The sequence below is a fragment of the Streptomyces endophytica genome (assembly GCF_026153355.1).
GTDB classification, from domain to species: domain Bacteria; phylum Actinomycetota; class Actinomycetes; order Streptomycetales; family Streptomycetaceae; genus Streptomyces; species Streptomyces endophytica.
Genome location: NZ_CP110636.1, coordinates 335,414 through 360,764, shown reverse-complemented (window position 1 = coordinate 360,764; position 25,351 = coordinate 335,414). Strand labels below are relative to the sequence as shown.

Below are 25,351 nucleotides of genomic sequence, written 5' to 3'. Positions count from 1 at the left end.
GACTCAACTAACGCTCCTGCTGGTGAGTGGGATCGACAATGCCGTGGTTGCCGGTGGACGACGTCCCGGCCTGCCGGCCCTGCTGGATACCGCGACGGAGATTGGTCAGCCGGCCACGCACATCACCCGGCGCGCGGGAGACCTGCGGACCGCTCTGGGCGGGCTGCTGCTGTTGGGCGGTGCCCGCGACGAGGTTGGCGCGCGGGACCCGGCGCGGCAGCCCGGAGGTGGTGATACCGCCCGAGGCCGGCTGACGGATCTGCTCCGCCTGCCGCCAGGTCTCGTCGTTCGGCGAACTGCGCCACTGCGCCGTGGCGTCGGCCCGCTCCGGGTTGCGTGCGGCGTTGCCCTGCGGCTCGGCGGGCGCGCCCGGGGCCGCCGCGGATCCGCGGCGCGGCAGCCGCGGCGCCTCCGGCTCCTCGGTGGGGCCCTGCGGCGGCACACCGGCAGCGGCTGCCGCCGGGTGGCTGAACCAGTTGGACTCGATCGTGTCGAAGATCGGCGTACGGCCGTCACCGGGACCGGCGTCGGCGGCGCCGAGCACGTCCGGCTCGGGCGCGCGGCCGTCCTGCGGCCCGGCCGCCGGGAACTGGCCGGTGCTCTGCGGGTCGTCGGCGTAACCGGCCCGGCCCGCGTCCGGCTGCCGCAGCTGACGGGCGTCGAGCTGCCCGGTCTCGTACGGGTCGGCCTCGGCGGCGGGCCGCGGGAAGCGGTCCGCCGGGTACTCGCCGGTGTCGTAGCGGTCCGCGGGGTACTCGCCGGTGTCGTAACGGTCCGTCGGGTACTGGCCCGTGTCGTACTGACCCGTGTCGTAGCGGTCCGGCTCGCGTTCCGGGGCCTTCGCCGCGGGCGGCGGGGCGTTGAAGTCCGGGCGGGCGAACTCGGCGGTGTCACCGGGGCCGCCGGCCGGCGCGGGCCGCTCGAAGCTTCCGGTGGTCTCCGGCTCCTCGTGGCCGCGCGGCCGGTCCTGCGCCTCGCGGGGCGTCAGCGGCCAGTCGTCCTGACCGCCGCGCTCGCGGCGGGCACCCCAGCTCGTACCGCCCGGCTGCTGCTGACCGCCGAAGGCGTCCTGGCCACCGCGGCCGCCGCCGGCCGGCGTACCGCCCGGCAGTTCGGCCGCCGGACCGCGGGCCGGCAGCTCCGCGCGCTCCTCGCGGCGGGGCGCACCGGTGGGCGGGGCGACGGTCGCCGCGGGCCCGTTGTCCGCACCGCGGGTGGGCAGCGCGGGGCGCGCACCGCCGGAGCGCGCGGCGGGCGGACGGGCGTCGCCGCCCGCGGCCGGGGCACCGGGTGCGGCGCCGGCGGGCGCGGGGCGTCCGGAGGGGGCGCCGAAGGCGTTCGGGGCGCCACCGGGACCGCCGCGGCCGGGCAGCGCGGGACGGCCGCCGGCGCCCGGGCCGGAACCGACCTGGCCGCGCGGCTGGAGGCCGGCGAGCCGGCTGGCCGGCGCACCGCCGACCTCGCCGGACGGGCTCTTGGCGGTGCTCGGCGCCGGCTTCTTGCCGCCCTGGGCGACGTCGACCGGCAGCATGACCAGTGCGGTGGTGCCGCCGGAGTCGGACGGCCGGAGCTGGATGCGGATGCCGTGCCGCAGGGACAGCCGGCCGACCACGAACAGACCCATCCGGCGGGAGACCGAGACGTCCACGGTCGGCGGGCTGGCCAGCCGCTCGTTGATCGCCGAGAGGTCCTCGGGGGACAGGCCGATGCCGGTGTCGTGGATCTCGACCAGGACGCGGCCGTCGGGCAGCGCGTGGCCGGTGACCTTGACCTTGGTCTGCGGGGAGGAGAACGAGGTGGCGTTCTCCAGCAGCTCGGCGAGCAGGTGCACGAGGTCGTTGACGACCCGGCCGGCGACCTCGGTCTGCGGGACGGCGTTGAGCTCGATGCGCTCGTACTGCTCCACCTCGGAGGCGGCGGCACGGAGCACGTCGACCAGCGGCACCGGGCGGGTCCACCGGCGGCCCGGCTCCTCACCCGCGAGGACCAGGAGGTTCTCGCCGTTACGGCGCATACGGGTCGCGAGGTGGTCGAGCTTGAAGAGCGAGGAGAGCTGGTCCGGGTCGGCCTCGCGGGACTCCAGTTCGGAGATCAGCGACAGCTGACGCTGGATCAGACCCTGGGAACGGCGCGAGAGGTTGGTGAACATCGCGTTGACGTTGCCCCGCAGCAGTGCCTGCTCGGAGGCGAGGCGGACCGCCTCGCGGTGCACGTCGTCGAAGGCCGCGGCCACCCGGCCGATCTCGTCCCGGCTGTGCACACCGACCGACTCGACGGAGGTGTCCACGTCCTGCGGGTCGGACTCGGAGAGCTGCTTGACCAGCTCGGGCAGCCGGTCCTGGGCGACCTTCTGGGCGGTGTCCTGCAGCCGGCGCAGCGAGCGGACCATGGAGCGGGCCACGACGAACGCGCCGACCAGCGAGACGCCGAGGACGAGCAGGATCAGCGCACCGTTGATGAGGGCGTCCTGCGTGGCCTCGTCGCGGGCCTCGCGGGACTTCTGCTCCATCTCCGACAGCAGCGTGGTCTCGATCCGCGACATCTCGTCGATCTTGACGGTGTCGGAGTCGTACCAGTCGAGGTAGCGGTAGTCCTGGCTGCGGATGCCGGAGGCGCTGGCGAAGGCGCGGTGCGAGAAGGCGGACGCCGCCTTGATCTCGTCGTTGTTGCCGTCCAGGCCGCGGGTGAGCGCGCCGGCGTTGTTGGCGTAGATCTGCGAGAACCGGTCCCGGGCGGCCTTCTCGCTGATCTCGGCGTTGTGGCCGGCCTGCCGGTCGTTGGCGGACAGCTCCGGGCCGCCCTTGTGGGCGAGGCCGGCACTGATCAGGGCGCGCTGGATCGACGCGTACTCCTTGGCCGACGAGAACGCCGCCAGCGCACGGGTACTGCGGATCATTTCCGGGTTGCTGGTGGCCTGCGCCATGTCCTGGGAGAGCGACAGCAGCGAGTTGATCAGCTGGTTGTAGCTGGTGACGGTCCGCGCGGTGTTGCCGTCGTCCTTGTAGGCGTTGGCGCGGATCTCGTTGAGGGTGTTGAGCTGGCGGCCGATCTCCAGGATGGTCGCCCGGACGCCGGCCATCGTGGCGTCCTGGCCCTGGATGTCGCCGGTGGCCTGGTTGAAGGACAGCTTGGCGCGGTCGGTCGCCTCACGGGGGGCGACGACGTTCGCGTCGTCCTTGGCGTTGCCGCTGCCGGCCAGCGGACCGGCCGACTTGTCCCGCTCGACCTGCAGCGCGTCGGCGAGCTCGGTCGCCTGCCGGGTCATCTCGGTGAGCATCTGCATCTTGTCGAGCTGGTCGATGTTCTCCAGCTGCGTGGCGATGCGCATGCCGCCGAGCGTGGTGGCGGCGACCACGGGCAGCGCGAGCAGGGAGACCAGTCGGGTGCTGATGCGCCAGTTGCGCAGCGCTATTCGCGAACCGGGGCCGGTCGCGGCCTTGGGCGCACCGGTGTCCGCGGCATCACCGCCCGGCGCCTGGCCGCCGCGGTCGGACGACGTCAGGCCGCCCGCCGGGTTGTTGCGGTCGCGCTGGGCGAGGAGGCGCGGTCGGTTCCGCCGCGCAGCTCCGGTTCCGCCGCAGCGCTGCCATCCCTCTTGAAACGTCCCTGCACTAGCGTCGCAACCTCTGGACCAGGCGTCCCACCTCGGCGGGACGGTGTCGAGTCGTATAGGGGACCGTGAATCCCCCATGGGCGGTCGTGAATGACCGGCGGGCTGCCCCCTCTGGCCGAGAGAGCGGCACCACCGCGCGGCGCCACCTTGCGCCCTGCGCGCCGGCTGAAACGTGCGGCGGTCCGTGGAATTCCAGCACAGTGCCGGATCTCCAACAAGAGCGGAGCGGGTGGCTGTGACGTGGATGACGCAATGTACGGACCACGTCACGAGTTGTAGAAGAAGGCGCTGGAGATATCGGACTTTTGCCCGCGAGTCGCACGCCTCTGCCGGCTGTCCCAGGTGCGGTGATCGGGAGCGGAACGTGCGCTTCAATCCGTCATTGTCCGATTCGCCCAGGGTTGTTGATCATGGGAAATGCGGCTTTTGTCGCACGGCTCGTGAGCAAACTCACAGGAAGATCGTTGAGTTCCCCAGCACTTCGGAGGGAATAGCGCGCATAGCCTGACGCTTTACACAGTTGCCGAAACCGACAAGACAGGTTTCCGCAACGGCTTTTCCACCGGCCGATCACCACCTTTCGACCACACGAGGCGTACCGAAGTGAAGACGACGATGATGTTCCGCAACATAGCCAACCCGCGGCGCACCACCCTGGCCCACCTCAAGGACGCCGACGAGCTCGGCACCCCCCTCCCCGAGGCCCCGGAGCACACCGTCGATCTCCCCGCGCAGACCGCCAACCCCCGGCGCACCGTCCTGATGGACGCCCCCGAGCAGGCCGTCACCGCGTAATCACGCGGCCGAGGGGCAGCGGCCGCGGACCGCCGCGGCGCCCATGGGTGAGCGCGCGCCCAAAAAGGGGCGATAGCCTGGAGTGTCAACTCCGGTCAATGATCACTGAGGGGCAGCGGCACCCGTGCGCATCGCCAGATTCTCCATCGACGGCAACGTCGGCTTCGGCGTCCTCGAAGGCGACGAACTCGACGTCATCAAGGGTCATCCCTTCGCGGAATTCGAGCGCTCGGGCCAGAAGGTTCCCCTCGACAAGGTCCGGCTGCTGCCTCCCGTCCTGCCCAACAAGGTCGTCTGCGTGGGCCGCAACTACGCCGAACACGCCGCCGAGCTGGGCAACGCCGTCCCGGACGTGCCCGTCACCTTCTTCAAGCCGTCCACCTCGGTGATCGGCCCCGGTGACCCATCGCCTACCCCTCCTTCTCCCAGGAGGTGCACCACGAGGCGGAGCTCGCCGTCGTCATCGGGCGGATGTGCCGCGAGGTGCCCCGCGAACGCGCCAAGGACGTCATCCTCGGCTACACCTGCGCCAACGACGTCACCGCGCGCGACGTCCAGCAGCGCGAGAAGCAGTGGGCCCGGGCCAAGGGCTTCGACAGCTCCTGCCCGCTCGGCCCCTGGGTCGAGACCGGGCTGGCCCCGCCGACGTCGCCGCGGGCCTCGCGATCCAGTGCACGGTCAACGGCGAACAGCGCCAGCTCGGCCGGACCAGCGACATGATCCGCCCGATCGAGGACCTGATCGTGCACATCACCGAGGCCATGACCCTGCTCCCCGGCGACGTCATCCTCACGGGCACCCCGGCCGGGGTCGGCCCCCTGAACGTCGGCGACGAGGTCGCCGTCACCATCGAAGGCATCGGCACTCTCACCAACAAGGTGATCAAGCGTGGCTAACGCGACCCCCGTCCGCGTCCGTTTCTGTCCCTCCCCGACCGGTAACCCCATGTCGGCCTGATCCGCACCGCCCTGTTCAACTGGGCCTACGCGCGGCACCACAAGGGCACCCTGGTCTTCCGGATCGAGGACACCGACGCGGCCCGCGACTCCGAGGAGTCCTACAACCAGCTGCTGGACTCCTTCCACTGGCTCGGCTTCGACTGGGACGAGGGCCCCGAGGTCGGCGGCCCGCACGCGCCGTACCGCCAGTCCCAGCGGATGGACCGCTACAAGGACATCGCCGAGAAGCTGCTCGCCGCCGGCCACGCGTACCCCTGCTACTGCACCACCGAGGAGCTCGACGAGCGCCGCGAGGCCGCCCGCAAGGCCGGCCGGCCCTCCGGTTACGACGGCACCTGCCGCGAGCTGACCGCCGAGCAGAAGGCCGCGTACGAGGCCGAGGGCCGCACCTCGATCATCCGCTTCCGGATGCCCGACGAGCCGATCACCTTCACCGACCTGGTCCGCGGCGAGCTGACCTTCACCCCGGACAACGTCCCGGACTACGGCATCGTGCGCGCCAACGGCGCGCCGCTGTACACCCTCGTCAACCCGGTCGACGACGCCCTGATGGGCATCACCCACGTCCTGCGCGGCGAGGACCTGCTCTCCTCCACCCCCCGCCAGATCGCCCTGTACAAGGCGCTGATCGAGCTGGGCATCGCCTCGTCGATCCCCGAGTTCGGTCACCTGCCGTACGTCATGGGCGAGGGCAACAAGAAGCTCTCCAAGCGCGACCCGCAGGCCTCGCTCAACCTCTACCGCGAGCGCGGCTTCCTGCCGAGGGCCTGCTCAACTACCTCGCGCTGCTCGGCTGGTCGTTCTCCGCCGACCAGGACATCTTCTCGGTGCCCGAGCTGATCGAGAAGTTCGACATCACGGACGTCAACGCCAACCCGGCCCGCTTCGACCTGAAGAAGGCCGAGGCGATCAACGCCGACCACATCCGGCAGCTGGACGTCGAGGACTTCATCAAGCGGTGCGAGCCCTGGCTGGCGGCCCCGTTCGCCAACTGGGAGCCGGCGGACTTCGACGAGGCCGCCTGGCGCGCGATCGCCCCGCACGCCCAGACCCGCCTCACCGTCCTGTCCGACATCACCGCCAACGTCGACTTCCTGTTCCGCAAGGAGCCGGTGGAGGATGAGGCGTCCTGGACCAAGGCGATGAAGGGCGACCCGGTCGCCCTGCTCACCACCGCCCGGGCCAAGCTCGCCGCCGCCGACTGGAACGCCGGCCCCGAGCCCCTCAAGGAGGCCGTCCTGGCCGCCGGTGAGGAGCACGGCCTCAAGCTCGGCAAGGCCCAGGCCCCCGTCCGGGTGGCCGTCACCGGCCGCACGGTCGGCCTGCCGCTCTTCGAGTCCCTCGAAGTCCTCGGCAAGGAGCGCACCCTCGCCCGCATCGACGCCGCGCTGGCCAAGCTCGCCGGCTGACCCATGACGGGTGCCCGAGGGCCCGGAAGCCGCACCGGCTTCCGGGCCCTCGGCATATTCCCTCCCTGACCCGCCCAGGAGCGTTAGATTGCCGTCATGGCCCTCCGCGCCGTCCTGTGGGACATCGACGACACCCTCTTCGACTACACCGGCTCGGACCGCGCCGGTGCGCTGCGGCACCTGCGCGCCGAAGGACTGCTGGCCGCGTACGGCGGGGAGGAGGCGGCGCTGACGCGCTGGCGCGCGGCGATGGAGACCGAGTTCGCCCGCTTCCTCGCCGGTGAGCTGGGATTCCTCGACCACCGCAGGGAGCGGGCCCGGACGTTCCTGGGCGTGGCACTGAGCGACGACGAAGCGGACGCCTGGTTCGCGCGGTACATCACGCACTACGAGGCGTCCTGGGTGCTCTTCCCGGACTCCGAGCCCGCGCTGACGGCGCTGGCGCCCCTGGTGCGACAGGCCGTGCTGTCGAACTCCTCGGTAGCCAACCAGGAACGCAAACTGGCCACGCTGGGCATCCGCACCCACTTCGAGGCGGTGCTGTGCGCGGACGAGCTGGGACACGCCAAGCCCGCGGCGGAGGCCTTCCACGGCGCCTGTGCCGCGCTTGGCCTCGGGCCCGAAGAGGTGGTCTACGTCGGCGACCGGCTCGACATCGATGCGCTCGGCGCCCGGGACGCCGGGCTGGGCGCCGTCTGGCTGGACCGCACGGGCGCCGGCGGGGAGCTGCCGGCCGGGGTGCGGCGGATCGTGAGCCTGGCGGAGCTGCCCGAGCTGCTGCACGGAGTTATCGGTTTTGGAGCCCCGTCCACGATCAGGTAATGTTCTTCCTGCGCCGCCCGAGAGGGCCGAGAGGCCCGGCCGGGAAGCGTAAGTCAAATACCACCCCCGCAGGGGGTTGTGCTTTGATGGCCTATGGTGTAATTGGCAGCACGACTGATTCTGGTTCAGTTAGTCTAGGTTCGAGTCCTGGTAGGCCAGCTCGCAGAGCTCATCTGCAAAGCCCCCGTTGTGTAGCGGCCTAGCACGCTGCCCTCTCAAGGCAGTAGCGCCGGTTCGAATCCGGTCGGGGGTACAGATCCATCCCGTAGATCATCAGGGTCGCTCCCGATGGTATTGCGGTGACAACATCCGGCTCCGGCCGGATGGGATCGCTAGGGCCCCGTTGTGTAGCGGCCTAGCACGCCGCCCTCTCAAGGCGGTAGCGCCGGTTCGAATCCGGTCGGGGGTACTGGTCTAAACCACCATGGGCTATGGTGTAATTGGCAGCACGAGTGATTCTGGTTCATTTAGTCTAGGTTCGAGTCCTGGTAGCCCAGCGCAGCGTGTCCTCGTGACAGGCTCAACTGCAAGAAGACTTGCCCCCGTTGTGTAGCGGCCTAGCACGCCGCCCTCTCAAGGCGGTAGCGCCGGTTCGAATCCGGTCGGGGGTACGTAAGAGGGAAGGCCCTCCGCGTCATGCGGGGGGCCTTCTCGCTGTTCCGGTGGGCCAACGGCCCGTTCCGAAGTGCCCGTTGGGCTCCTCGTTGGCCTTGAGGCCGCGACATCGTCGCGGCGGCCACTCCGCCGCGCTCCCGCGCTCCCCGGTCGCCTACCCCTTGCGCTCCCTCTTGGGGAGTGGCACTATCCAATTATGGATAGCGACGCTATCCAGCATCAGGTGTGACCAAGGGGGCTGTGATGAGCGGCAAGCCGGTGCAGGGACGGATGACGGCGGACGGTACCGGGGAGGTGGTGGTCTTCCTCGTCGGGATGCGGATCAACGACTGGCGGGCGGTGCGCAGTTGGCTGCCCGTGCTCCGGGCGATGACGCCCATGATCAAGGAGCTGGCGCGCGACCCGGAGCGGGGCATGCTCGGCTACCGCTTCCTGCCCGGACTGCGGAACGTCGCGGTCCTGCAGTACTGGGAGTCGAAGGAGAAGCTGCTGGCCTACGCGAGCGACCAGGGCGGTGCGCACCGCCCGGCCTGGGCCGCCTTCAACCGGCGGGCGCGGGCGGGGCGGGGGCACGTCGGCATCTGGCACGAGACCTACGCCGTCCCGGCGGGCTCGTACGAGAACATCTACGCGAACATGCCGCCCTACGGGCTGGGGGCGGCCCGCGGGGTGGTGCCGGTCGCCCGCCGCGGGGAGCGGGCGGCCGAGCGGCTGGCGGCCTGAGCCGGCGCACGGCCGCCCGGCCCCGGCCCCGGACGGAGTTCGCCGTACGGGAGCGGGGCCGGGCCGCGTGGTTCGGGCCGGGGGCCGGCCGCGTCGCTCAGCCGTTGCGGCGCAGGCCCTCGGAGAGCCGGGCGGCCGCGTCGATGACCGCCTGGGCGTGCATCCGGCCCGGGTGGCGGGTCAGCCGCTCGATCGGTCCGGAGACCGAGACGGCGGCCACCACACGGTTCGAGGGGCCGCGTACGGGCGCGGAGACCGAGGCCACGCCGGGCTCGCGCTCACCGATCGACTGGGCCCAGCCGCGGCGCCGTACGCCCGACAGGGCCGTCGCCGTGAAGCGGGCGCCCTGGAGGCCGCGGTGCAGCCGCTCGGGCTCCTCCCAGGCCATCAGGATCTGCGCGGCCGAGCCGGCCTTCATCGGGAGCGTGGAGCCGACCGGGACGGTGTCCCGCAGTCCGGACAGCCGCTCGGCCGCTGCCACGCAGATCCGCATGTCGCCCTGCCGGCGATAGAGCTGGGCGCTCTCGCCCGTCACGTCGCGCAGGTGGGTCAGTACCGGTCCGGCCGTGGCCAGCAGACGGTCCTCGCCGGCCGCCGCGGCCAGCTCGGAGAGCCGTGGGCCCAGGATGAACCGGCCCTGCATGTCCCTCGCCACCATCCGGTGGTGTTCCAGTGCCACGGCCAGCCGGTGGGCCGTGGGTCGTGCAAGCCCTGTCGCCGCGACCAGCCCGGCGAGGGTGGCCGGACCGGACTCCAGGGCACTCAAAACCAGAGCTGCCTTGTCGAGAACGCCGACGCCGCTAGAGTTGTCCATGCAACGATACTCACGTCTCACACTGTGAAACGCAAGTTCAATTTTCCAGGGAAGTCGTCAGTCTGTAGGTGTGGGCCCTCGACCAGGGCCCGGCGTAAGGCCCGGCAGGGGGAGTTCTGCGGGCGATCGCGCATGGACGAGCAAGGCCGGCACAGCGGCCGGCCGGAGGGAAAGCGATGGGACGGACACTCGCGGAGAAGGTCTGGGACGACCACGTCGTCCGGCGCGCGGAAGGCGAGCCCGACCTCCTCTTCATTGATCTGCACCTGCTGCACGAGGTCACCAGCCCGCAGGCGTTCGACGGCCTCCGCAAGGCCGGCCGCCAGGTGCGCCGGACGGACCTGACCATCGCCACCGAGGATCACAACACCCCGACCCTCGACATCGACAAGCCGATCGCCGACCCGGTCTCGCGCACCCAGCTGGAGACGCTGCGCAAGAACTGCGCCGAGTTCGGCGTCCGGCTGCACCCGCTCGGCGACGTCGAGCAGGGTGTCGTCCACGTCGTGGGCCCCCAGCTGGGACTGACCCAGCCGGGTACCACCGTGGTCTGCGGTGACAGCCACACGTCCACCCACGGCGCCTTCGGCGCGCTGGCGTTCGGTATCGGCACCAGTCAGGTCGAGCACGTGCTGGCCACCCAGACGCTGCCGCTGGCCCCGTTCAAGACGATGGCGATCACCGTCGACGGCGAGCTGCCGGAGGGCGTGACCGCCAAGGACCTGATCCTGGCGATCATCGCCCGGATCGGCACCGGCGGCGGCCAGGGATACGTCATCGAATACCGCGGTCCGGCCATCGAGAAGCTCTCGATGGAGGCCCGGATGACCATCTGCAACATGTCGATCGAGGCGGGCGCCCGGGCCGGCATGATCGCCCCGGACCAGACCACCTTCGACTACCTCCAGGGCCGCGACCACGCCCCCCAGGGCGCGGACTGGGACGCCGCGGTCGAGTACTGGAAGACGCTGCGCACCGACGATGACGCGGTCTTCGACGCCGAGGTGCGCATCGACGCCGCCGCGCTGGCGCCGTTCGTCACCTGGGGCACCAACCCGGGCCAGGGCGCCCCGCTTTCGGCGCAGGTCCCCGACCCGGCTTCGTACGAGGACGCCTCGGAGCGACTGGCCGCCGAAAAGGCCCTGGAGTACATGGGGTTGACGGCGGGTCAGCCGCTGCGCGAGATCACCGTGGACACCGTCTTCGTAGGTTCCTGCACCAACGGCCGCATCGAGGACCTGCGCTCCGCGGCGTCGATCCTGGAGGGCCGTAAGGTCGCAGACGGCGTACGGATGCTGATCGTTCCCGGCTCGGTCCGGGTCTCCCTGGAAGCGGTCGCCGAGGGGCTGGACAAGGTCTTCACCGCGGCGGGCGCCGAATGGCGGCACGCGGGCTGCTCGATGTGCCTGGGCATGAACCCCGACCAGCTGGCGCCCGGTGAGCGCTCGGCGTCCACCTCCAACCGCAACTTCGAGGGCCGCCAGGGCAAGGGCGGTCGTACGCACCTGGTCTCGCCGCAGGTGGCCGCCGCAACGGCGGTTCTCGGCCATCTGGCCTCACCGGCCGACCTGTCCGACGTCGCCACGCCCGCGGGAGTCTGAACCATGGAAGCTTTCACCACCCACACCGGCCGGGCCGTCCCGCTGCGCCGCAGCAACGTCGACACCGACCAGATCATCCCGGCCCACTGGCTGAAGAAGGTCACCCGCGACGGCTTCGAGGACGGGCTGTTCGAGGCCTGGCGCAAGGACCCGGAGTTCGTCCTCAACAAGCCGCAGTACAAAGGCGCCACGGTGCTGGTCGCCGGCCCCGACTTCGGCACCGGATCCTCGCGTGAGCACGCCGTCTGGGCGCTGCAGAACTACGGCTTCAAGGCCGTCATCTCCTCGCGGTTCGCGGACATCTTCCGCGGCAACTCCCTCAAGAACGGCCTGCTGACGGTGGTCCTGCCGCAGGAGACGGTGGACCGGCTGCAGAAGCTGGTGGAGGCCGACCCGGCCGCCGAGGTGACCGTCGACCTCGTGGACCGGCAGGTCCGGGCGGAGGGCATCAGCGCGGACTTCGAGCTGGACGAGAACGCCCGTTGGCGCCTGCTGGAGGGGCTGGACGACATCAGCCTCACCCTTCGGGAGGAGTCATCAATCGTGGCGTACGAGGCGAATCGCCCGTCGTTCAAGCCGCGTACGATCGAGGTCTGACCTCGGGTTTTTGGCTCAAAGCGTTATTGCGTACGATGCGCCCCCTGTGCAGTTGGCAGGGGGCGCATCGGCTTGTGAAGACACCTGTTGAGGCCCCGTGAAGCGACAACTCGCCGCAGATGGCACAATTAGCGCATGGAACGCGACGACCAACTCCAGCTCTACGGCGTCGTCGCCGACCGACTCAAGGACGCACACGCAAGAGTGCGGACACTGCAAGTCCCGGAGGGCGTACGGATGGCGCTGACCCGGAAGCTGCTCGTCATCACGGCCGCGGCTAAACACGATCTTGCGGACGCGGCACGGCGTCTGGAGTGGTTCATGGAAGACCTCGACGAAGGTCGTTATCCCGAAGATGTGCACGCCGACGGAAGTCCGTGAAGGTCGAGTTCGTTGCGGCACAAGGGTGATTAGCCCGTTTCGTGTTTGATTTGCGGTATATATCTGCCTAACGTGCGAAAAAGCTTGGAAACTTTCCTTCCAGCAATGTCTCCGAAGGGGAAGACGTGAACAAGGCGCAGCTCGTAGAAGCCATTGCCGACAAGCTCGGCGGCCGCCAGAACGCCGCGGACGCGGTCGACGCCGTACTCGACGCGATCGTCCGTGCAGTGGTCACCGGTGACCGCGTTTCGGTCACCGGATTCGGCTCGTTCGAGAAGGTCGACCGTCCGGCCCGTTACGCCCGCAACCCGCAGACGGGTGAGCGGGTGCGGGTCAAGAAGACCTCGGTGCCGCGCTTCCGCGCCGGTCAGGGCTTCAAGGACCTGGTGAGCGGCTCGAAGAAGCTCCCCAAGGGCGGCGAGGTCTCCGTCAAGAAGGCCCCCAAGGGCAGCCTCACCGGTGGCGCGGCCATCAAGAAGGCGGCCGCGAAGAAGGCCACCGCCAAGAAGGCCGCCGCGAAGAAGGCGGCTCCGGCGAAGAAGGCCGCGGCGAAGAAGGCCACCACCGCGAAGAAGGTCACCGCCAAGAAGACGACGGCGAAGAAGGCCCCCGCCAAGGCCGCCGCCAAGAAGGCGACCCCGGCCAAGAAGACCACCGCGAAGAAGGCGACGGCCAAGAAGACCGCGCCCGCGAAGAAGGCGACGGCGAAGAAGGCTCCCGCCAAGAAGGCCACCGCGCGCAAGACCACCGCGAAGAAGACCACCGCCCGCAAGCGGTGACCAACAGCAGCGGCGACGCCATGCGTCGGGCCGGTCTCCCTCCGGGGAGCCCGGCCCGCGGTGTTTGTGGGCCCAGGCCGCCGTCTAGGCTCTCTGCCATGCAGGCCACCGCGTACACGTACGACCCCCAGACCCGCTCCGGCAGCGTGCTGCTCGACGACGGCACCCCGCTGCCCTTCGACGCGGCCGCCTTCGACGCCGGCGGGCTGCTGCTGCTCCGGCCCGGTCAGCGGGTGCGCATCGAGGTCACCGGCGAAGACGACGCCCGGCACATCGACCTGATCACGCTCCAGACGCTCTGACCTGCGGCGGCACCGGCCCGGACGGGTCCACGGCGGCCCCCGCGGCCGTCCGCGCCACCAGCGGCGCCTGCCGAGCCGTGTACGGGCCCACACCAAGCTTCAGCGCGGCCAGCAGATCCTCGCCGGTGTCCACGTCCCGGCGCACCGACGGCACGTCCGGCGCGGTGATCTCTCGCGCGCCGGACGCCAGATGACGGGCCCGCGAGGCACCCCCGAATGCCGGTGCCAATTCCACCCCGGAACTCGCGGTCAGAAGTGTTGTCCCGAAATGCGCCGCATCCGCGAGAAATGCACGGGGAAATAGCGCGGCGGAATGGAGCACCCGGGCCAGCTCGGCCGGGCGCAGCGCGGGGAGATCCGCGTTCAGCGCGGCCACCGGCGCGCCCGGACGACCCGCCCGGACCGCCGCCGCGCCGTGCGCCAGCGCCGCGTTCAGCCCGCCCGCCGGAGTGTCGGGCACGATCCGCGCCCCCAGCGCCGCGAGCCGCTCCGCGGCCGACCGGTCGTCCGTGACAACCACCACATCGTGCACATCGCCGCAGGCCAGCGCCGCTGTCACGGTGTCCAGGGCGAAGGCCAGGGCCAGCCGCGGCCGGAACTCCTCCCCGGCGGCCCGGGCAAGCCTGCTCTTGGCCCGCACCAGCGGTTTCAGCGGCACCACCAGGCTCCAGGCCGCCGCCGCCTCGCCGTCCGCTCCGTCTCTTCGCATCCGCGCCATTCTCACCCGCCGCCGACGCCCCGGGGGAGCGCCGGGGTTACGGTGTCCTCGACATAGCGGGTACCTGGGGCGACACTTGTGCGGCTGCCGGCCCGTAGCAGCTACGCAGGTCCCACAAGGAGGGTGTCCCAGTGTCCCGCCGCAGAATCGGCTTCTGGTACCGCTTGGCCGCGGTCATCTGCAAACCGCCGCTCTTGGTTCTGTTCAAGCGGGACTGGCAGGGAATGGAGCACATTCCGGCCGACGGTGGATTTATCACCGCGGTCAACCACAACTCCTATCTCGACCCGCTCTCCTATGCGCACTATCAGTACAACACCGGGCGGGTCCCCCGATTCCTCGCCAAGGCCGGACTCTTCAAGAGCGGCTTTGTCGGCCTGATGATGCGCGGCACCGGACAGATCCCGGTCTACCGGGAAACCACCGACGCCGCCAACGCGTTCCGCGCCGCCGTCACCGCCATCCACAAGGGCGAATGCGTCGCCTTCTACCCCGAGGGCACCCTCACCCGGGACCCCGAGCTCTGGCCGATGCAGGGCAAGACCGGTGCCGCGCGGGTGGCGCTGCTGACCAAGGCCCCGGTCATCCCGGTCGCCCAGTGGGGCGCCAACGACGCGATGCCGCCGTACGCCAAGGAGAAGAAGCTCCAGCTCCTCCCGCGCAAGACGCTGCGGGTGAAGGCGGGGCCGCCGGTCGACCTGAGCGCCTACTACGACCAGGAACCCACCGCCGAGGTGCTGCGCGCCGTCACCGACCTCATCATGAGCGCGATCACCGAGCAGCTGGCTCAGCTGCGCGGCGAGCCCGCACCGACCGCACCGTACGACTGGCGCAAGGCCATCGCCCAGGAACGCCGGGCCGCCCGCGAGGCCGCCAAGGCCGTCGCTGAGCCGGCCGCCGCCACCGAAGGCGCGATCGCCCCGCAGCAGGCCCGAAGCACCCAGCAGGCACAGGAGGATGAAGGCAAGTGACGCGCTGCGCCGTCTACGGCACGGGGTCCTGGGGCACCGCATTCGCGATGGTGCTCGCCGACGCGGGATGCGAGGTGACCCTGTGGGGGCGCCGCGCGGCCCTGGTCGACGCCATCAACAACGGCCGTACGAACCCCGACTACCTGCCGGGCGTCGAGCTCCCCGAGGCCGTACGGGCCACCACCGACCCGGCACGGGCGGCCCGCGACGCGGAGTTCACCGTCCTGGCCGTGCCGTCCCAGACGCTGCGCGGAAACCTCGCCGAATGGGCGCCCCTGCTGCCCGCCGACACGATCCTGGTCTCCCTGATGAAGGGCGTCGAACTGGGCACGGCCAAGCGGATGAGCGAGGTCATCGAGGAGGTCGCCAAGGCCCCCGCCGAGCGGGTCGCGGTGCTCACCGGCCCCAACCTCGCCAAGGAGGTCGCGGCCCGGCAGCCCGCCGCCGCGGTCGTCGCCTGCGCCGACGAGGCGGTCGCCCGCCGGGTGCAGACCGCCTGCCACACCGCGTACTTCCGCCCGTACACCAACACCGACGTGGTGGGCTGCGAACTGGGCGGTGCGGTCAAGAACGTCATCGCCCTCGCCGTCGGCATCGCCACCGGCATGGGCCTGGGCGACAACGCCAAGGCCTCGCTGATCACCCGCGGGCTCGCCGAGACCACCCGGCTCGGCCTCGCCATGGGCGCCGACGCGCACACCTTCGCCGGCCTCGCCGGCATGGGCGACCTCGTCGCCACCTGCTCCTCGCCGCTGTCCCGCAACAACACCTTCGGCACCAACCTCGGCCGCGGTATGACGCTCCAGGAGACCATCGCGGTCACCAAGCAGACCGCCGAGGGCGTCAAGTCCTGCGAATCCGTTCTGGATCTGGCCCGCAGGCACGGCGTCGACATGCCGCTCACCGAGACGGTCGTGTCCATCGTGCACGACGGCAAGCCGCCCCTGGTGGCCCTCAAGGAGCTGATGGCGCGCAGCGCCAAGTCCGAGCGGCACTGAAGTACGGCACCAAAGAGCGGCACCGAACCGGGACGAAAACCCGGCCGTCCGCGGCGGGCGCCGGCGCCACACCACCAACGGCGGCCGCCGCACTGACGCCGCGCCGGTCAGCAGGTACCCTCAACGCGATATGAGCAGCCAGACCTCCTCCCACAAGCCCCGCGTCGCCGTCGTGTTCGGCGGGCGCAGCTCCGAGCACGCCATCTCCGTGGTCACCGCCGGAGCCGTACTGCGCGCCATCGACCGCGACAAGTACGACGTGCTGCCCATCGGCATCACCACCGACGGCCGCTGGGCGCTCACCGCCGACGACCCCGAGCGGATGGCCATCGCGGACCGGCGGCTGCCCAGCGTGGCCGAGCTCGCCGAGTCCACCGAGGGCGGAGTGGTGCTCCCCGTCGACCCGTCCAACCGGGAGGTGGTCTACACCGAGCCCGGTTCGGTGCCCAAGGCGCTCGGCGAGGTCGACGTGGTCTTCCCCGTCCTGCACGGCCCGTACGGCGAGGACGGCACCCTGCAGGGCCTCCTGGAGCTCTCCGGCGTCCCCTACGTCGGCTCGGGCGTGCTGGCCTCCGCGGTCGGCCAGGACAAGGACTACATGAAGCGGGTGTTCACCTCCTTCGGGCTGCCGGTCGGCCCCTACGAGGTCATCCGTCCCCGGGAGTGGGAGAAGACCGCTCCGAATGGAGAAAAGGGCGCGGCGGCCCGCAAGAAGATCGTGGACTTCGCCGCCGAACACGGCTGGCCGCTCTTCGTGAAGCCCGCCCGGGCCGGCTCGTCCATGGGCATCAGCAAGGTCGACGGCCTGGAGGGCCTGGACGAGGCCATCGAGGAGGCCCGCCGGCACGACCCCAAGATCCTCGTGGAATCGCTGCTGAGCGGCCGCGAGATCGAGTGCGGGGTGCTGGAGTTCGCGGACGGGCCGCGGGCCAGCGTGCCGGCCGAGATCCCGCCGGTCACCGCGCACGACTTCTACGACTTCGAGGCCAAGTACATCGACTCGGCCGCCGGTATCGTGCCGGCACCGCTGACCGCCGAGCAGACCGCCGAGGTCCAGGAACTGGCCGTCGCGGCCTTCGAGGCGGCGTCCTGCGAGGGCCTGGTCCGCGCGGACTTCTTCCTGCAGGACAACGGCGAGTTCGTGATCAACGAGATCAACACGCTCCCCGGCTTCACGCCCATCTCGATGTACCCGCGGATGTGGCAGGAGAGCGGAGTGAGCTACCCGGAGCTGATCGACCGCCTCCTGGAGGCGGCGCTGCAGCGCTCGACCGGCCTGCGCTAGCCCGCGGCCGGCCGGCGCCGGGCGGGCTAGATGCCCGCGGGGATGGTCTTCTTCACCGCGCCCGCGAGGTCGGGGAGCACGTTGACCTCGGGGGCGTACTTCCCGGGCACGGTCACCTCGACGTACACCTTGCGCAGCACGGTCGTGAAGCGGTAGCCGTCGTCCTGTTTCTCGAAGAGCCACCGGACGCCGTTGACTTCCGCCGCCTCCGGGTTGGGGTTGTAATGTTCACTCCCGTGTCTCAGGACGTCCGGCTTCGGCACCCCGCAGCGCAGTTGCACGGCGGGGTCGCCCCAGACGGCGGTGAAGTCGGAGACGGGCTCGGCGGTCCGCCGCTTCAGTCCGTCGACGGTCCGCGGCAGTTCCTCGTGGAGTGCCCGGCAGTGCCGCGCCGCCTCGCCCCGGGGGGACGGGACGGCCACGTCCTCGGAAGAAGAACAGCTCACCGCGGCGAATGCCACGGTGAGCAGGGGAAGGGCCAGGATCGGGCGGCACCGGCGACGCGAAGAGATCACCCGGCCGAGCATACGGGGGAGCTAGAGATGAACGACCGGGCAGGTGAGGGTGCGCGTGATGCCCTCCACTTGCTGGACCTTCGCCACCACCATGCGGCCCAGCTCATCGACGGTGTCGGCCTGTGCGCGCACGATCACGTCGTAGGGACCGGTGACGTCCTCGGCCTGCAGCACGCCGGGGATCTTCGAGATCACCTCCGCGACGGCCGAGGCCTTGCCGACCTCGGTCTGGATCAGGATGTAGGCCTGTACCACGGGACCTCCAGGGCGGCTACGAGGATCATGGGGGAAGAAGGGACGCCACGGTACCGCGTCACCGTGCGGAGCGGGGAGACCCGCGCGGTGAACACGGCAGGTGCGGCGCAACCGTCAGCCACGTACGGACCGTCCGTACAACGGTCCGTACACATGAGAAGGGCAACAGCATGAAGGGCACCGTGGGCGAGCTGGGGGAGTTCGGTCTGATCAGGGAGCTCACCTCCCGGCTCACGTCCACTCCGGCGGTACGGATCGGGCCGGGGGACGACGCCGCGGTGGTCACCGCGCCGGACCGGAGGGTGGTCGCCAGCACCGACGTCCTCCTGGAGGGCCGGCACTTCCGCCGTGACTGGTCCACCGCCTACGACGTCGGCCGCAAGGCCGCCGCACAGAACCTCGCCGACATCGCGGCGATGGGCGCGGTGCCCACCGCGATCCTGCTGGGCCTGGTCGTGCCCGCGGAACTCCCCGCGACCTGGCCGACCGAGCTGATGGACGGGCTGCGCGACGAGTGCCAGGTGGCCGGCGCCGCCGTCGTCGGCGGGGACGTGGTCCGCGGCGACACCATCACCGTCGCCATCACCGCCCTCGGCGACCTGCGCAACCAGGAGCCGGTCACCCGGGCCGGCGCCCAGCCCGGCGACGTGGTCGCGGTGACCGGCTGGCTCGGCTGGTCCGCCGCCGGGCACGCGGTCCTCTCCCGCGGCTTCCGCTCGCCGCGCGCCTTCGTGGAGGCGCACCGCCGCCCCGAACCGCCGTACCACGCCGGCCCGCGGCCGCCGGGCTCGGCGCCACCGCCATGACCGACGTCAGCGACGGGCTCGTCGCCGACCTCGGGCACATCGCGGAGGCCAGCAAGGTCCGGATCGACCTGCGGTCCGCGGCGATCGACATCCCCACGCAGATGTCCGACATCGGCACCGCGGTCGGCGTGGACCCGATGCAGTGGGTGCTCAACGGCGGTGAGGACCACGCGATCGTGGCCACCTTCCCGCCGGACGTGAAGCTGCCCGCCCGGTGGAAGGTCATCGGCGAGGTCCTCAACCCCTCCGCGCTGCCGCAGGTGACGGTGGACGGCGCCCCCTGGGCGAAGGGCGGCTGGGACCACTTCGGGGACAACGCCGACGCCGAGTAGCCCCTTGGCGGCGGGTAGATTCGCCGGCATGCACATCCCTCCACGCGTCCTGACCGTCGCCGGGTCCGACTCCGGCGGCGGCGCGGGCATCCAGGCCGACCTGAAGACGATGCTGGCGCTGGGCACCCACGGCATGAGCGTGCTCACCGCCGTCACCGCCCAGAACTCCCTGGGCGTGCAGGGCGCGTGGGACCTGCCCGCCGAGGCCGTACGCGCCCAGTTCCGCAGCGTCGTCGACGACATCGGCGTGCAGGCCGTCAAGACCGGCATGCTCTCCTCGGCGGAACTCGTCGAGACCGTCGCCGACCTGCTCGCCGGGCTGGACGTCCCGGTCGTCGTCGACCCCGTGGGCGTCTCCAAACACGGTGACGCACTGCTCGCCGCGAGCGCCCTGGACGCGGTGCGCATCAAACTCCTGCCGACGGCCACCGTCGCCACCCCAACCTCGACGAGGTGGCCCAGCTCACCGGCGTGACCGTCCACGGGGAGGCCGACATGCGCCGGGCGGCCGCCGCCGTCCTGGACTTCGGGCCGCGCTGGGCGCTGATCAAGGGCGGCCACCTCACGGCCACGGACGAGGGCGGTGACAGCGCCGTCGATCTGCTCACCAACGGCACCGAGGAGCACTGGCTGCGCGCCCCGCGCCACGACAACCGGCACACCCACGGCACCGGCTGCACCCTCGCCAGCGCGCTCGCCGCGCAACTGGCCAAGGGCGACCCCGTTCCGCGGGCCGCCGCCGCGGCGAAGGAGTACGTCACCGGCGCGATCGCGGCCGGCTTCCGGCTCGGCGCCGGCATCGGGCCGGTCGACCACGGCTGGCGGCTGCGCGACGGGCGCTGAACCGCCCGCCCGCGGCAGCGCCGGAACGGCAAAAAGCCGGTCCACCCATGGGTGGACCGGCTTCCCAGGCAACCGGCTGGCTGCGCTACGACTAAGGCGTCAGCGCGAGACCTTGCCGGCCTTGATGCACGAGGTGCAGGCGTTCAGCTTCTTCGGCGTGCGCCCGATCACTGCACGCACCGTCTGGATGTTGGGGTTCCAACGACGGTTGGTACGGCGATGCGAGTGCGAGACACTCTTGCCGAAGCCCGGCCCCTTGCCGCAGACGTCGCAGTTGGCAGCCACGGGTCACTCCAAAGACTTCAGATGCACTTACGGTGAAATCCCGACGGGCCGAGTGCATTGCCCGACCGGCGACCGTCAGGAGAGGAAATGGCCCGATTCTCATCGGGCAACCGGAGCAGCATACAACGACCGCTCCCGTAGAACGAAACTACCACGCACCCTCCGGCCCCCGCCCCGGCCTCCCCACCGGCGCGCGGCTACTGTGCGGTGCAGCCCGTGACCCAGGAGGACGATGTGCCGTACCCGCTCGACGCCGCCGCGGTCCGCTCCTGGTGCGGGCTGGCGCTGGAGGCGCTCGGCCGGGAACGCGAGCGGATCGACGCGATCAACGTCTACCCGGTGGCCGACGGGGACACCGGCACCAACCTCTATCTGACGCTGGAGTCCGCGGCCCGGGCGGTCGAGGCCGCCTTCGACGGCCACGCCTCCGCGGGCACCGCCCCCGGCCTCGCCGACGCGATCGGCGCGATGGCACACGGCGCTCTGATAGGAGCGCGCGGGAACTCCGGCACCATCCTGGCGCAGCTGCTGCGCGGGATGACCGACGTCCTGGCGGCCGGCGGCGGGACGGACGGCACGGACACCGCGACCGGTGACCGCTCGGCCGAGGCGCTGCGCCGGGCCCTGCGCCGGGCCGCCGCCTCCACGTACGAGGCCGTCGCCCACCCGTGGAGGGCACCGTCCTGACCGTCGCCACCGCCGCCGCCGACGCCGCGGAACGCGCCGCCGGCGGGGCCGGGGACGCCGCTGCGGTCGCCCGCGCCGCCCACGAAGGCGCCCGTACGGCCCTGCAGGAGACCCCCGGGCAGCTGGCGGTCCTAGGCAAGGCGGGCGTCGTGGACGCCGGCGGCTGCGGGCTCGTCGCGCTGCTGGGCGCGCTCGCCGACGCGCTCTCCGGAGAGGTCACCGCCACCCCCGTCGCCGTACGGGCCGACGCCCCGCTCCCCGAGGCCGCCGGCTGCGACGTGGCCGCCCACATGGCGGCCGACGCCTGCGGAGAACCCGGTGGGCCCGCCTTCGAGGTGATCTACCTGCTGGAGGCGCCGGACGAGGCCGTGGCAAGACTGCGCACCCGGCTCGACGGACTCGGCGACTCCCTGGTGGTGGTCGGCGGCGACGGGCTGTGGCACGTCCACGTCCACGTCGACGACGCGGGCGCCGCCGTGGAGGCCGGCATCGAGGCCGGCCGCCCGTACCGGATCCGCATCACGCACTTCGGCGGTGCCGGCCGCACCAAGGAGCCGGCCCTGGCAGCGCGGGCCGTGGTCGCGGTGGTGCCGGGCGCCGGGCTCGCCGGTCTGTGCACCGGGGCCGGCGCGACCGCCGTCACCGTACGCCCCGGGGAGCCGCCGGCCAGCGGCGAACTGGTGCAGGCGATCCGGCAGGCCCACGCCCGCGAGGTCATGCTGCTGCCCAACGACCCCGAACTCCGGCACACCGCCGCGGCCGCCGCCGAACAGGCCCGCACCGAAGGCGTCCGGGTCGCGGTGATCCCCACCCGCGCCGCCGTCCAGGGCATCGCCGCGCTGGCCGTGCACGAGCCGGACCGCAGTTTCGACGAGGACGCGGTCGCCATGACCTCCGCCGCCGGCGCCACCCGCTACGCCGAGCTCGCCCTCGCCGAACGCCAGTCGTGGACCATGGCGGGCGTCTGCCAGGCCGGCGACGTCCTCGGGCTGATCGACGGCGACGTCGCGGTGATCGGCTCGGACCTCACCGTCACCGCCATGACCGTGCTGGACCGGATGCTGTCCGCGGGCGGGGAAATGGTGACCCTGGTCCTCGGCGCGGGGGCGCCCGCCGACCTCGCCGAGCGGCTGGAACGGCACGTCCGCGAGCGGCACCTCGCCGTCGACACGGTCGTCTACGACGGCGGCCAGCGCACCGCCCCGCTGCTCATCGGCGTGGAGTGACGGCGCCCCGGCGGCCGGGACCGGCGCAATTGTCAGAGGCGTGGTGTGCAATAGACGCGTGGCTGCGCTTGACGAACCCCTGAAGAAAATCCTCGGCGGCACCACCGCGAAGGTGCTGGCCGAGCATCTCGACCTGCACACGGTCGGTGACCTGCTGCACCACTACCGCGCCGCTACGCCGAGCGCGGCGAGCTGACCCGCCTCGCCGACCTCCCGCTGGACGAACACGTCACGGTCGTCGCCCGGGTCGCCGACGCCCGGGTGCACAAGTTCAACGCCGGCCGGGGACAGCGCCTGGAGGTGACCCTCACGGACGGCAGCGGCCGGCTCCAGCTGGTCTTCTTCGGCAAGGGCATCCACAAGCCGCACAAGGAACTGCTGCCCGGACGCCGCGCGATGTTCGCCGGCAAGGTCTCGGTCTTCAACCGCAAACTCCAGCTGGCCCACCCCGAATACGCGCTCCTGGACGGCGACACCGACGGCGACGCCGTGGACGCCTTCGCCCATCAGCTCATCCCGATCTACCCGGCCTGCCAGCAAATGGCGTCCTGGAAGATCACCAAGGCGGTCGACGCGGTGCTGCCCAGCGCCCAGGACGCCGTCGACCCGCTGCCCGAGGCACTGCGCGAGGGCCGGTCACTGGTCCCGCTCACCGAGGCGCTGCTGAAGATCCACCGCCCCGACAGCAAGGCCGACATCGCCGGTGCGCGGGACCGGCTGAAGTGGGACGAGGCGTTCGTGATGCAGGTCGCGCTGGCCCGCAGACGCCTGACCGACACCCAACTCCCGGCGGTTCCCCGGCAGTTGGTCAAGGGCGGCATCCTCGACGCGTTCGACGCCGAGCTGCCGTTCACGCTCACCGAAGGCCAGCAGAAGGTCAGCCGGGAGATCTTCGACGACCTGGCGACCGAACACCCCATGCACCGCCTCCTCCAGGGCGAGGTCGGCTCCGGCAAGGCCCAGCCGCTGGACGCCCTGGTGCTCACCCCGGGCGGCTTCCGGCCCATGGGGGAGATGGCCGTCGGCACCGAAGTGGTGGTGCCCAGCGGCGAGCGCGCCGTGGTGGACGGCGTCTTCCCGCAGGGCGAGCGCGAGGTGTGGCGACTGGTGCTGTCGGACGGCTCCACCGTCGAGTGCGACGACGAGCACCTGTGGATCGTCGGGTCCCGCGAGACGGGCGAGCGGGTGCTGACGACCCGCGAGCTACGGGCCGACCTGCTGCGCGCCGACGGCCGGCCCAAGTGGTCCATCGCGCCCGCCACACCGGTGGACCTCGACGACGGCGGGGAGCGGCCGCTCGACCCGTACCGCCTGGGCCGGTCCCTGCCCGAGGACGGCCTGCCATCCGCCTACCGCAACGCCCCCGTCAAGGACCGGCGGGCCGTGCTGCGCGGTCTGCTGGACGCCGGGGGAGAAGCTTCCGGCACCGGGGACGTGTTCCGCGCCGCGTCCGGCCCGCTGGCCGCCGACCTCGCCTGGCTGGTGCGCTCCCTGGGCGGCACGGCCCACCCGCAGGACACCGGGACGGGCATGTACGACGTCCATGTCGCGCTGCCGGAGGAGGGGGCCGGTGACGCCCCGGGCTTCCGGCGCTCCCTCCGTGCGATCGAGCACGTGGGCCGCAAGCCCGTCCAGTGCATCAGCGTCGCGCACCCCTCCCACGCCTACGTGACCGACCACTTCACCGTCACGCACAACACCATGGTCGCGCTGCGCGCCATGCTCGGAGTCGTCGACAGCGGCGGCCAGGCCGCGATGCTGGCGCCCACCGAGGTGCTCGCCCAGCAGCACCACCGCTCGATCACCGAGATGATGGGGGAGCTGGCCGAGGGCGGGATGCTCGGTGGCGCCGAACAGGGCACCAAGGTGGTGCTGTTGACCGGTTCCATGGGCGCCGCGGCCCGCCGGCAGGCGCTGCTCGACCTGGTCACCGGCGAGGCCGGCATCGTCGTCGGCACGCATGCGCTGATCGAGGACAAGGTGCAGTTCCACGACCTGGGACTGGTGGTCGTCGACGAACAGCACCGCTTCGGCGTCGAGCAGCGCGACGCCCTGCGCGGCAAGGGCAAACAGCCGCCGCACCTGTTGGTGATGACCGCGACCCCGATCCCGCGGACGGTCGCGATGACCGTCTTCGGCGATCTGGAGACCTCCGTCCTCGACCAACTCCCCGCCGGACGCTCGCCGATCGCCAGCCACGTGGTGCCCGCGAAGGACAAACCGCACTTCCTCGCACGCACGTGGGAGCGGGTCCGCGAAGAGGTCGAGGCCGGGCACCAGGCGTACGTGGTCTGCCCGCGGATCGGCGACGAGGAGGACGCGCCCAAGCCGGGGAAGAAGGGCACGTCCGGGGGCAACGGCGCGGCGGAAGCGGCGGGTTCGCCGGAGGACATCGCCGAGAAGCGCCCGCCGCTCGCGGTGCTCGACATCGCCGACCAGCTCACCAAGGGCCCGCTCGCCGGCCTCCGGGTGGCGGTGCTGCACGGCAGGATGGCGCCGGACGACAAGGACGAGGTGATGCGCTCGTTCGCGGCCGGCGAGCTGGACGTACTGGTCGCGACGACGGTCATCGAGGTCGGGGTGAACGTCCCCAACGCCACCGTCATGGTGATCATGGACGCGGACCGGTTCGGCGTCTCCCAGCTGCACCAGCTGCGCGGCCGGGTCGGCCGTGGATCGGCGCCCGGCCTGTGCCTGCTGGTCAGCGAGATGCCCGAGGCCAGCCCGGCGCGGGCCCGGCTCGCGGCGGTGGCCGGCACCCTCGACGGCTTCGAGCTCTCCCGGATCGACCTGGAACAGCGGCGCGAGGGCGACGTCCTGGGCCAGGCGCAGTCCGGCGTCCGTTCCTCGCTGCGGATGCTCACGGTCATCGACGACGAGGAGATCATCGCCGCCGCCCGCGAGGAGGCCACCGCGCTGGTCGGCGACGACCCCGAGCTGACCGGCTATCCGGAGCTGCGGATCGCGCTGTCCGCCCTGCTGGACGAGGAACGGGAGCAGTATCTGGACAAGGGCTGAGC

At 71.5% G+C, this 25,351-nt stretch carries 18 protein-coding genes, 5 tRNA genes and 6 pseudogenes; 23 read left to right on the top strand and 6 right to left on the bottom strand.

Translation table 11 applies throughout. The features are described 5' to 3' along the window. Positions 1–7 precede the first annotated feature (7 nt). Positions 8–3,612, bottom strand: a pseudogene (locus OJ254_RS01595) (sensor histidine kinase). A 604-nt stretch (positions 3,613–4,216) separates the two neighbouring features. Between OJ254_RS01595 and OJ254_RS01590 the strand changes: the two are divergent. From OJ254_RS01590 to OJ254_RS01545, 10 genes and pseudogenes are all read left to right on the top strand, one after another. Then, on the top strand, positions 4,217–4,408 hold the full coding sequence (locus tag OJ254_RS01590) for a hypothetical protein (RefSeq protein WP_265360940.1): 192 nt from the start codon (positions 4,217–4,219) through the stop codon (positions 4,406–4,408). Positions 4,409–4,532: 124 nt separating this feature from the next. Beyond that, positions 4,533–5,304, top strand: a pseudogene (locus OJ254_RS01585) (fumarylacetoacetate hydrolase family protein). Continuing rightward, positions 5,297–6,776: pseudogene (gene gltX / locus OJ254_RS01580) on the top strand (glutamate--tRNA ligase). The pseudogenes OJ254_RS01585 and gltX overlap by 8 nt, the downstream one beginning before the upstream one ends. A gap of 96 nt (positions 6,777–6,872) precedes the next feature. Further along, the gene (locus OJ254_RS01575) at positions 6,873–7,598 is read left to right on the top strand and encodes an HAD family hydrolase (RefSeq protein ID WP_265360939.1); all 726 of its coding nucleotides are present in this window, start codon (positions 6,873–6,875) and stop codon (positions 7,596–7,598) included. 87 nt (positions 7,599–7,685) lie between these two features. Continuing rightward, positions 7,686–7,757, top strand: a tRNA-Gln gene (locus tag OJ254_RS01570). Positions 7,758–7,778: 21 nt separating this feature from the next. Further along, positions 7,779–7,851: transfer RNA gene (locus OJ254_RS01565), tRNA-Glu, on the top strand. An 83-nt stretch (positions 7,852–7,934) separates the two neighbouring features. After that, positions 7,935–8,007 (top strand) — tRNA-Glu (locus tag OJ254_RS01560). A gap of 16 nt (positions 8,008–8,023) precedes the next feature. Next, positions 8,024–8,095: transfer RNA gene (locus tag OJ254_RS01555), tRNA-Gln, on the top strand. A 41-nt stretch (positions 8,096–8,136) separates the two neighbouring features. Further along, a tRNA-Glu gene (locus OJ254_RS01550) sits at positions 8,137–8,209 on the top strand. Between the two features lie 247 nt (positions 8,210–8,456). Next, positions 8,457–8,936 (top strand): DUF4188 domain-containing protein, encoded by a 480-nt coding sequence (locus tag OJ254_RS01545; RefSeq protein WP_265360938.1) that lies wholly within the window; start codon positions 8,457–8,459, stop codon positions 8,934–8,936. A gap of 97 nt (positions 8,937–9,033) precedes the next feature. Here the strand turns inward: OJ254_RS01545 and ndgR are convergent, their stop codons facing one another. Beyond that, positions 9,034–9,750 carry an IclR family transcriptional regulator NdgR gene (ndgR, locus tag OJ254_RS01540; protein ID WP_030414225.1) on the bottom strand — a complete coding sequence of 239 codons (717 nt, stop codon included), beginning with the start codon at positions 9,748–9,750 and terminating at the stop codon, positions 9,034–9,036. A 176-nt stretch (positions 9,751–9,926) separates the two neighbouring features. Here ndgR and leuC point away from each other — a divergent pair, with 176 nt between their 5' ends. The 5 genes from leuC to OJ254_RS01515 all read left to right on the top strand — a co-directional run bounded on the left by leuC (position 9,927) and on the right by OJ254_RS01515 (position 13,410). Continuing rightward, entirely contained in the window at positions 9,927–11,351 is a 1,425-nt protein-coding gene (leuC, locus tag OJ254_RS01535; protein WP_265360937.1) for a 3-isopropylmalate dehydratase large subunit, read from the top strand. A gap of 3 nt (positions 11,352–11,354) precedes the next feature. Then, positions 11,355–11,948, top strand: a complete 594-nt coding sequence (gene leuD, locus OJ254_RS01530; RefSeq protein ID WP_261955481.1) for a 3-isopropylmalate dehydratase small subunit — start codon at positions 11,355–11,357, stop codon at positions 11,946–11,948. Positions 11,949–12,083: 135 nt separating this feature from the next. Then, complete coding sequence (locus OJ254_RS01525) at positions 12,084–12,329, top strand: SCO5555 family protein (RefSeq protein WP_030414222.1); 246 nt, start codon at positions 12,084–12,086, stop codon at positions 12,327–12,329. A gap of 125 nt (positions 12,330–12,454) precedes the next feature. Further along, positions 12,455–13,108, top strand: coding sequence for an HU family DNA-binding protein (locus OJ254_RS01520; RefSeq protein ID WP_265360936.1), 654 nt, complete (start codon positions 12,455–12,457; stop codon positions 13,106–13,108). Positions 13,109–13,206: 98 nt separating this feature from the next. Next, complete coding sequence (locus tag OJ254_RS01515) at positions 13,207–13,410, top strand: hypothetical protein (RefSeq protein ID WP_261955478.1); 204 nt, start codon at positions 13,207–13,209, stop codon at positions 13,408–13,410. On the opposite strand, the gene cofC is transcribed toward OJ254_RS01515, so the two are convergent. After that, positions 13,391–14,119 carry a 2-phospho-L-lactate guanylyltransferase gene (gene cofC / locus OJ254_RS01510; RefSeq protein ID WP_265360935.1) on the bottom strand — a complete coding sequence of 243 codons (729 nt, stop codon included), beginning with the start codon at positions 14,117–14,119 and terminating at the stop codon, positions 13,391–13,393. The two genes, OJ254_RS01515 and cofC, sit on opposite strands and share 20 nt — an antisense overlap. Before the next feature lie 140 nt (positions 14,120–14,259). Here cofC and OJ254_RS01505 point away from each other — a divergent pair, with 140 nt between their 5' ends. The 3 genes from OJ254_RS01505 (at position 14,260) to OJ254_RS01495 (ending at position 17,382) form a co-directional block, all read left to right on the top strand. Further along, complete coding sequence (locus OJ254_RS01505) at positions 14,260–15,099, top strand: lysophospholipid acyltransferase family protein (RefSeq protein WP_265360934.1); 840 nt, start codon at positions 14,260–14,262, stop codon at positions 15,097–15,099. Continuing rightward, positions 15,096–16,097, top strand: a complete 1,002-nt coding sequence (locus OJ254_RS01500) for an NAD(P)H-dependent glycerol-3-phosphate dehydrogenase (RefSeq protein WP_265360933.1) — start codon at positions 15,096–15,098, stop codon at positions 16,095–16,097. Before OJ254_RS01505 ends, OJ254_RS01500 begins: the two co-directional genes overlap by 4 nt. A gap of 130 nt (positions 16,098–16,227) precedes the next feature. Further along, positions 16,228–17,382, top strand: coding sequence for a D-alanine--D-alanine ligase family protein (locus OJ254_RS01495; RefSeq protein WP_265360932.1), 1,155 nt, complete (start codon positions 16,228–16,230; stop codon positions 17,380–17,382). A 26-nt stretch (positions 17,383–17,408) separates the two neighbouring features. Here the strand turns inward: OJ254_RS01495 and OJ254_RS01490 are convergent, their stop codons facing one another. Further along, complete coding sequence (locus tag OJ254_RS01490) at positions 17,409–17,909, bottom strand: DUF3515 domain-containing protein (RefSeq protein WP_265360931.1); 501 nt, start codon at positions 17,907–17,909, stop codon at positions 17,409–17,411. A 9-nt stretch (positions 17,910–17,918) separates the two neighbouring features. After that, positions 17,919–18,152, bottom strand: a complete 234-nt coding sequence (locus tag OJ254_RS01485; protein ID WP_030414214.1) for an Lrp/AsnC family transcriptional regulator — start codon at positions 18,150–18,152, stop codon at positions 17,919–17,921. Between the two features lie 170 nt (positions 18,153–18,322). On the opposite strand from OJ254_RS01485, the pseudogene OJ254_RS01480 reads away from it, so the two are divergent. Together OJ254_RS01480 and thiD are read left to right on the top strand one after the other, a co-directional pair. Continuing rightward, positions 18,323–19,290 (top strand): annotated as a pseudogene (locus tag OJ254_RS01480) (thiamine-phosphate kinase). 28 nt (positions 19,291–19,318) lie between these two features. Further along, a pseudogene (gene thiD, locus OJ254_RS01475) lies at positions 19,319–20,133 on the top strand (bifunctional hydroxymethylpyrimidine kinase/phosphomethylpyrimidine kinase). Between the two features lie 99 nt (positions 20,134–20,232). Here thiD and rpmB read toward each other — a convergent pair. Beyond that, positions 20,233–20,418: a 50S ribosomal protein L28 gene (gene rpmB, locus OJ254_RS01470; RefSeq protein WP_006602870.1), complete on the bottom strand. Its 186-nt coding sequence runs from the start codon at positions 20,416–20,418 to the stop codon at positions 20,233–20,235. A 234-nt stretch (positions 20,419–20,652) separates the two neighbouring features. On the opposite strand from rpmB, the pseudogene OJ254_RS01465 reads away from it, so the two are divergent. The 3 genes and pseudogenes from OJ254_RS01465 (at position 20,653) to OJ254_RS01455 (ending at position 25,349) form a co-directional block, all read left to right on the top strand. Further along, a pseudogene (locus tag OJ254_RS01465) lies at positions 20,653–22,331 on the top strand (DAK2 domain-containing protein). Between the two features lie 58 nt (positions 22,332–22,389). After that, entirely contained in the window at positions 22,390–22,527 is a 138-nt protein-coding gene (locus OJ254_RS01460; protein ID WP_265360930.1) for a hypothetical protein, read from the top strand. Positions 22,528–22,592: 65 nt separating this feature from the next. Beyond that, positions 22,593–25,349, top strand: a complete 2,757-nt coding sequence (locus tag OJ254_RS01455; protein ID WP_265360929.1) for a helicase-related protein — start codon at positions 22,593–22,595, stop codon at positions 25,347–25,349. Positions 25,350–25,351 lie beyond the last annotated feature (2 nt).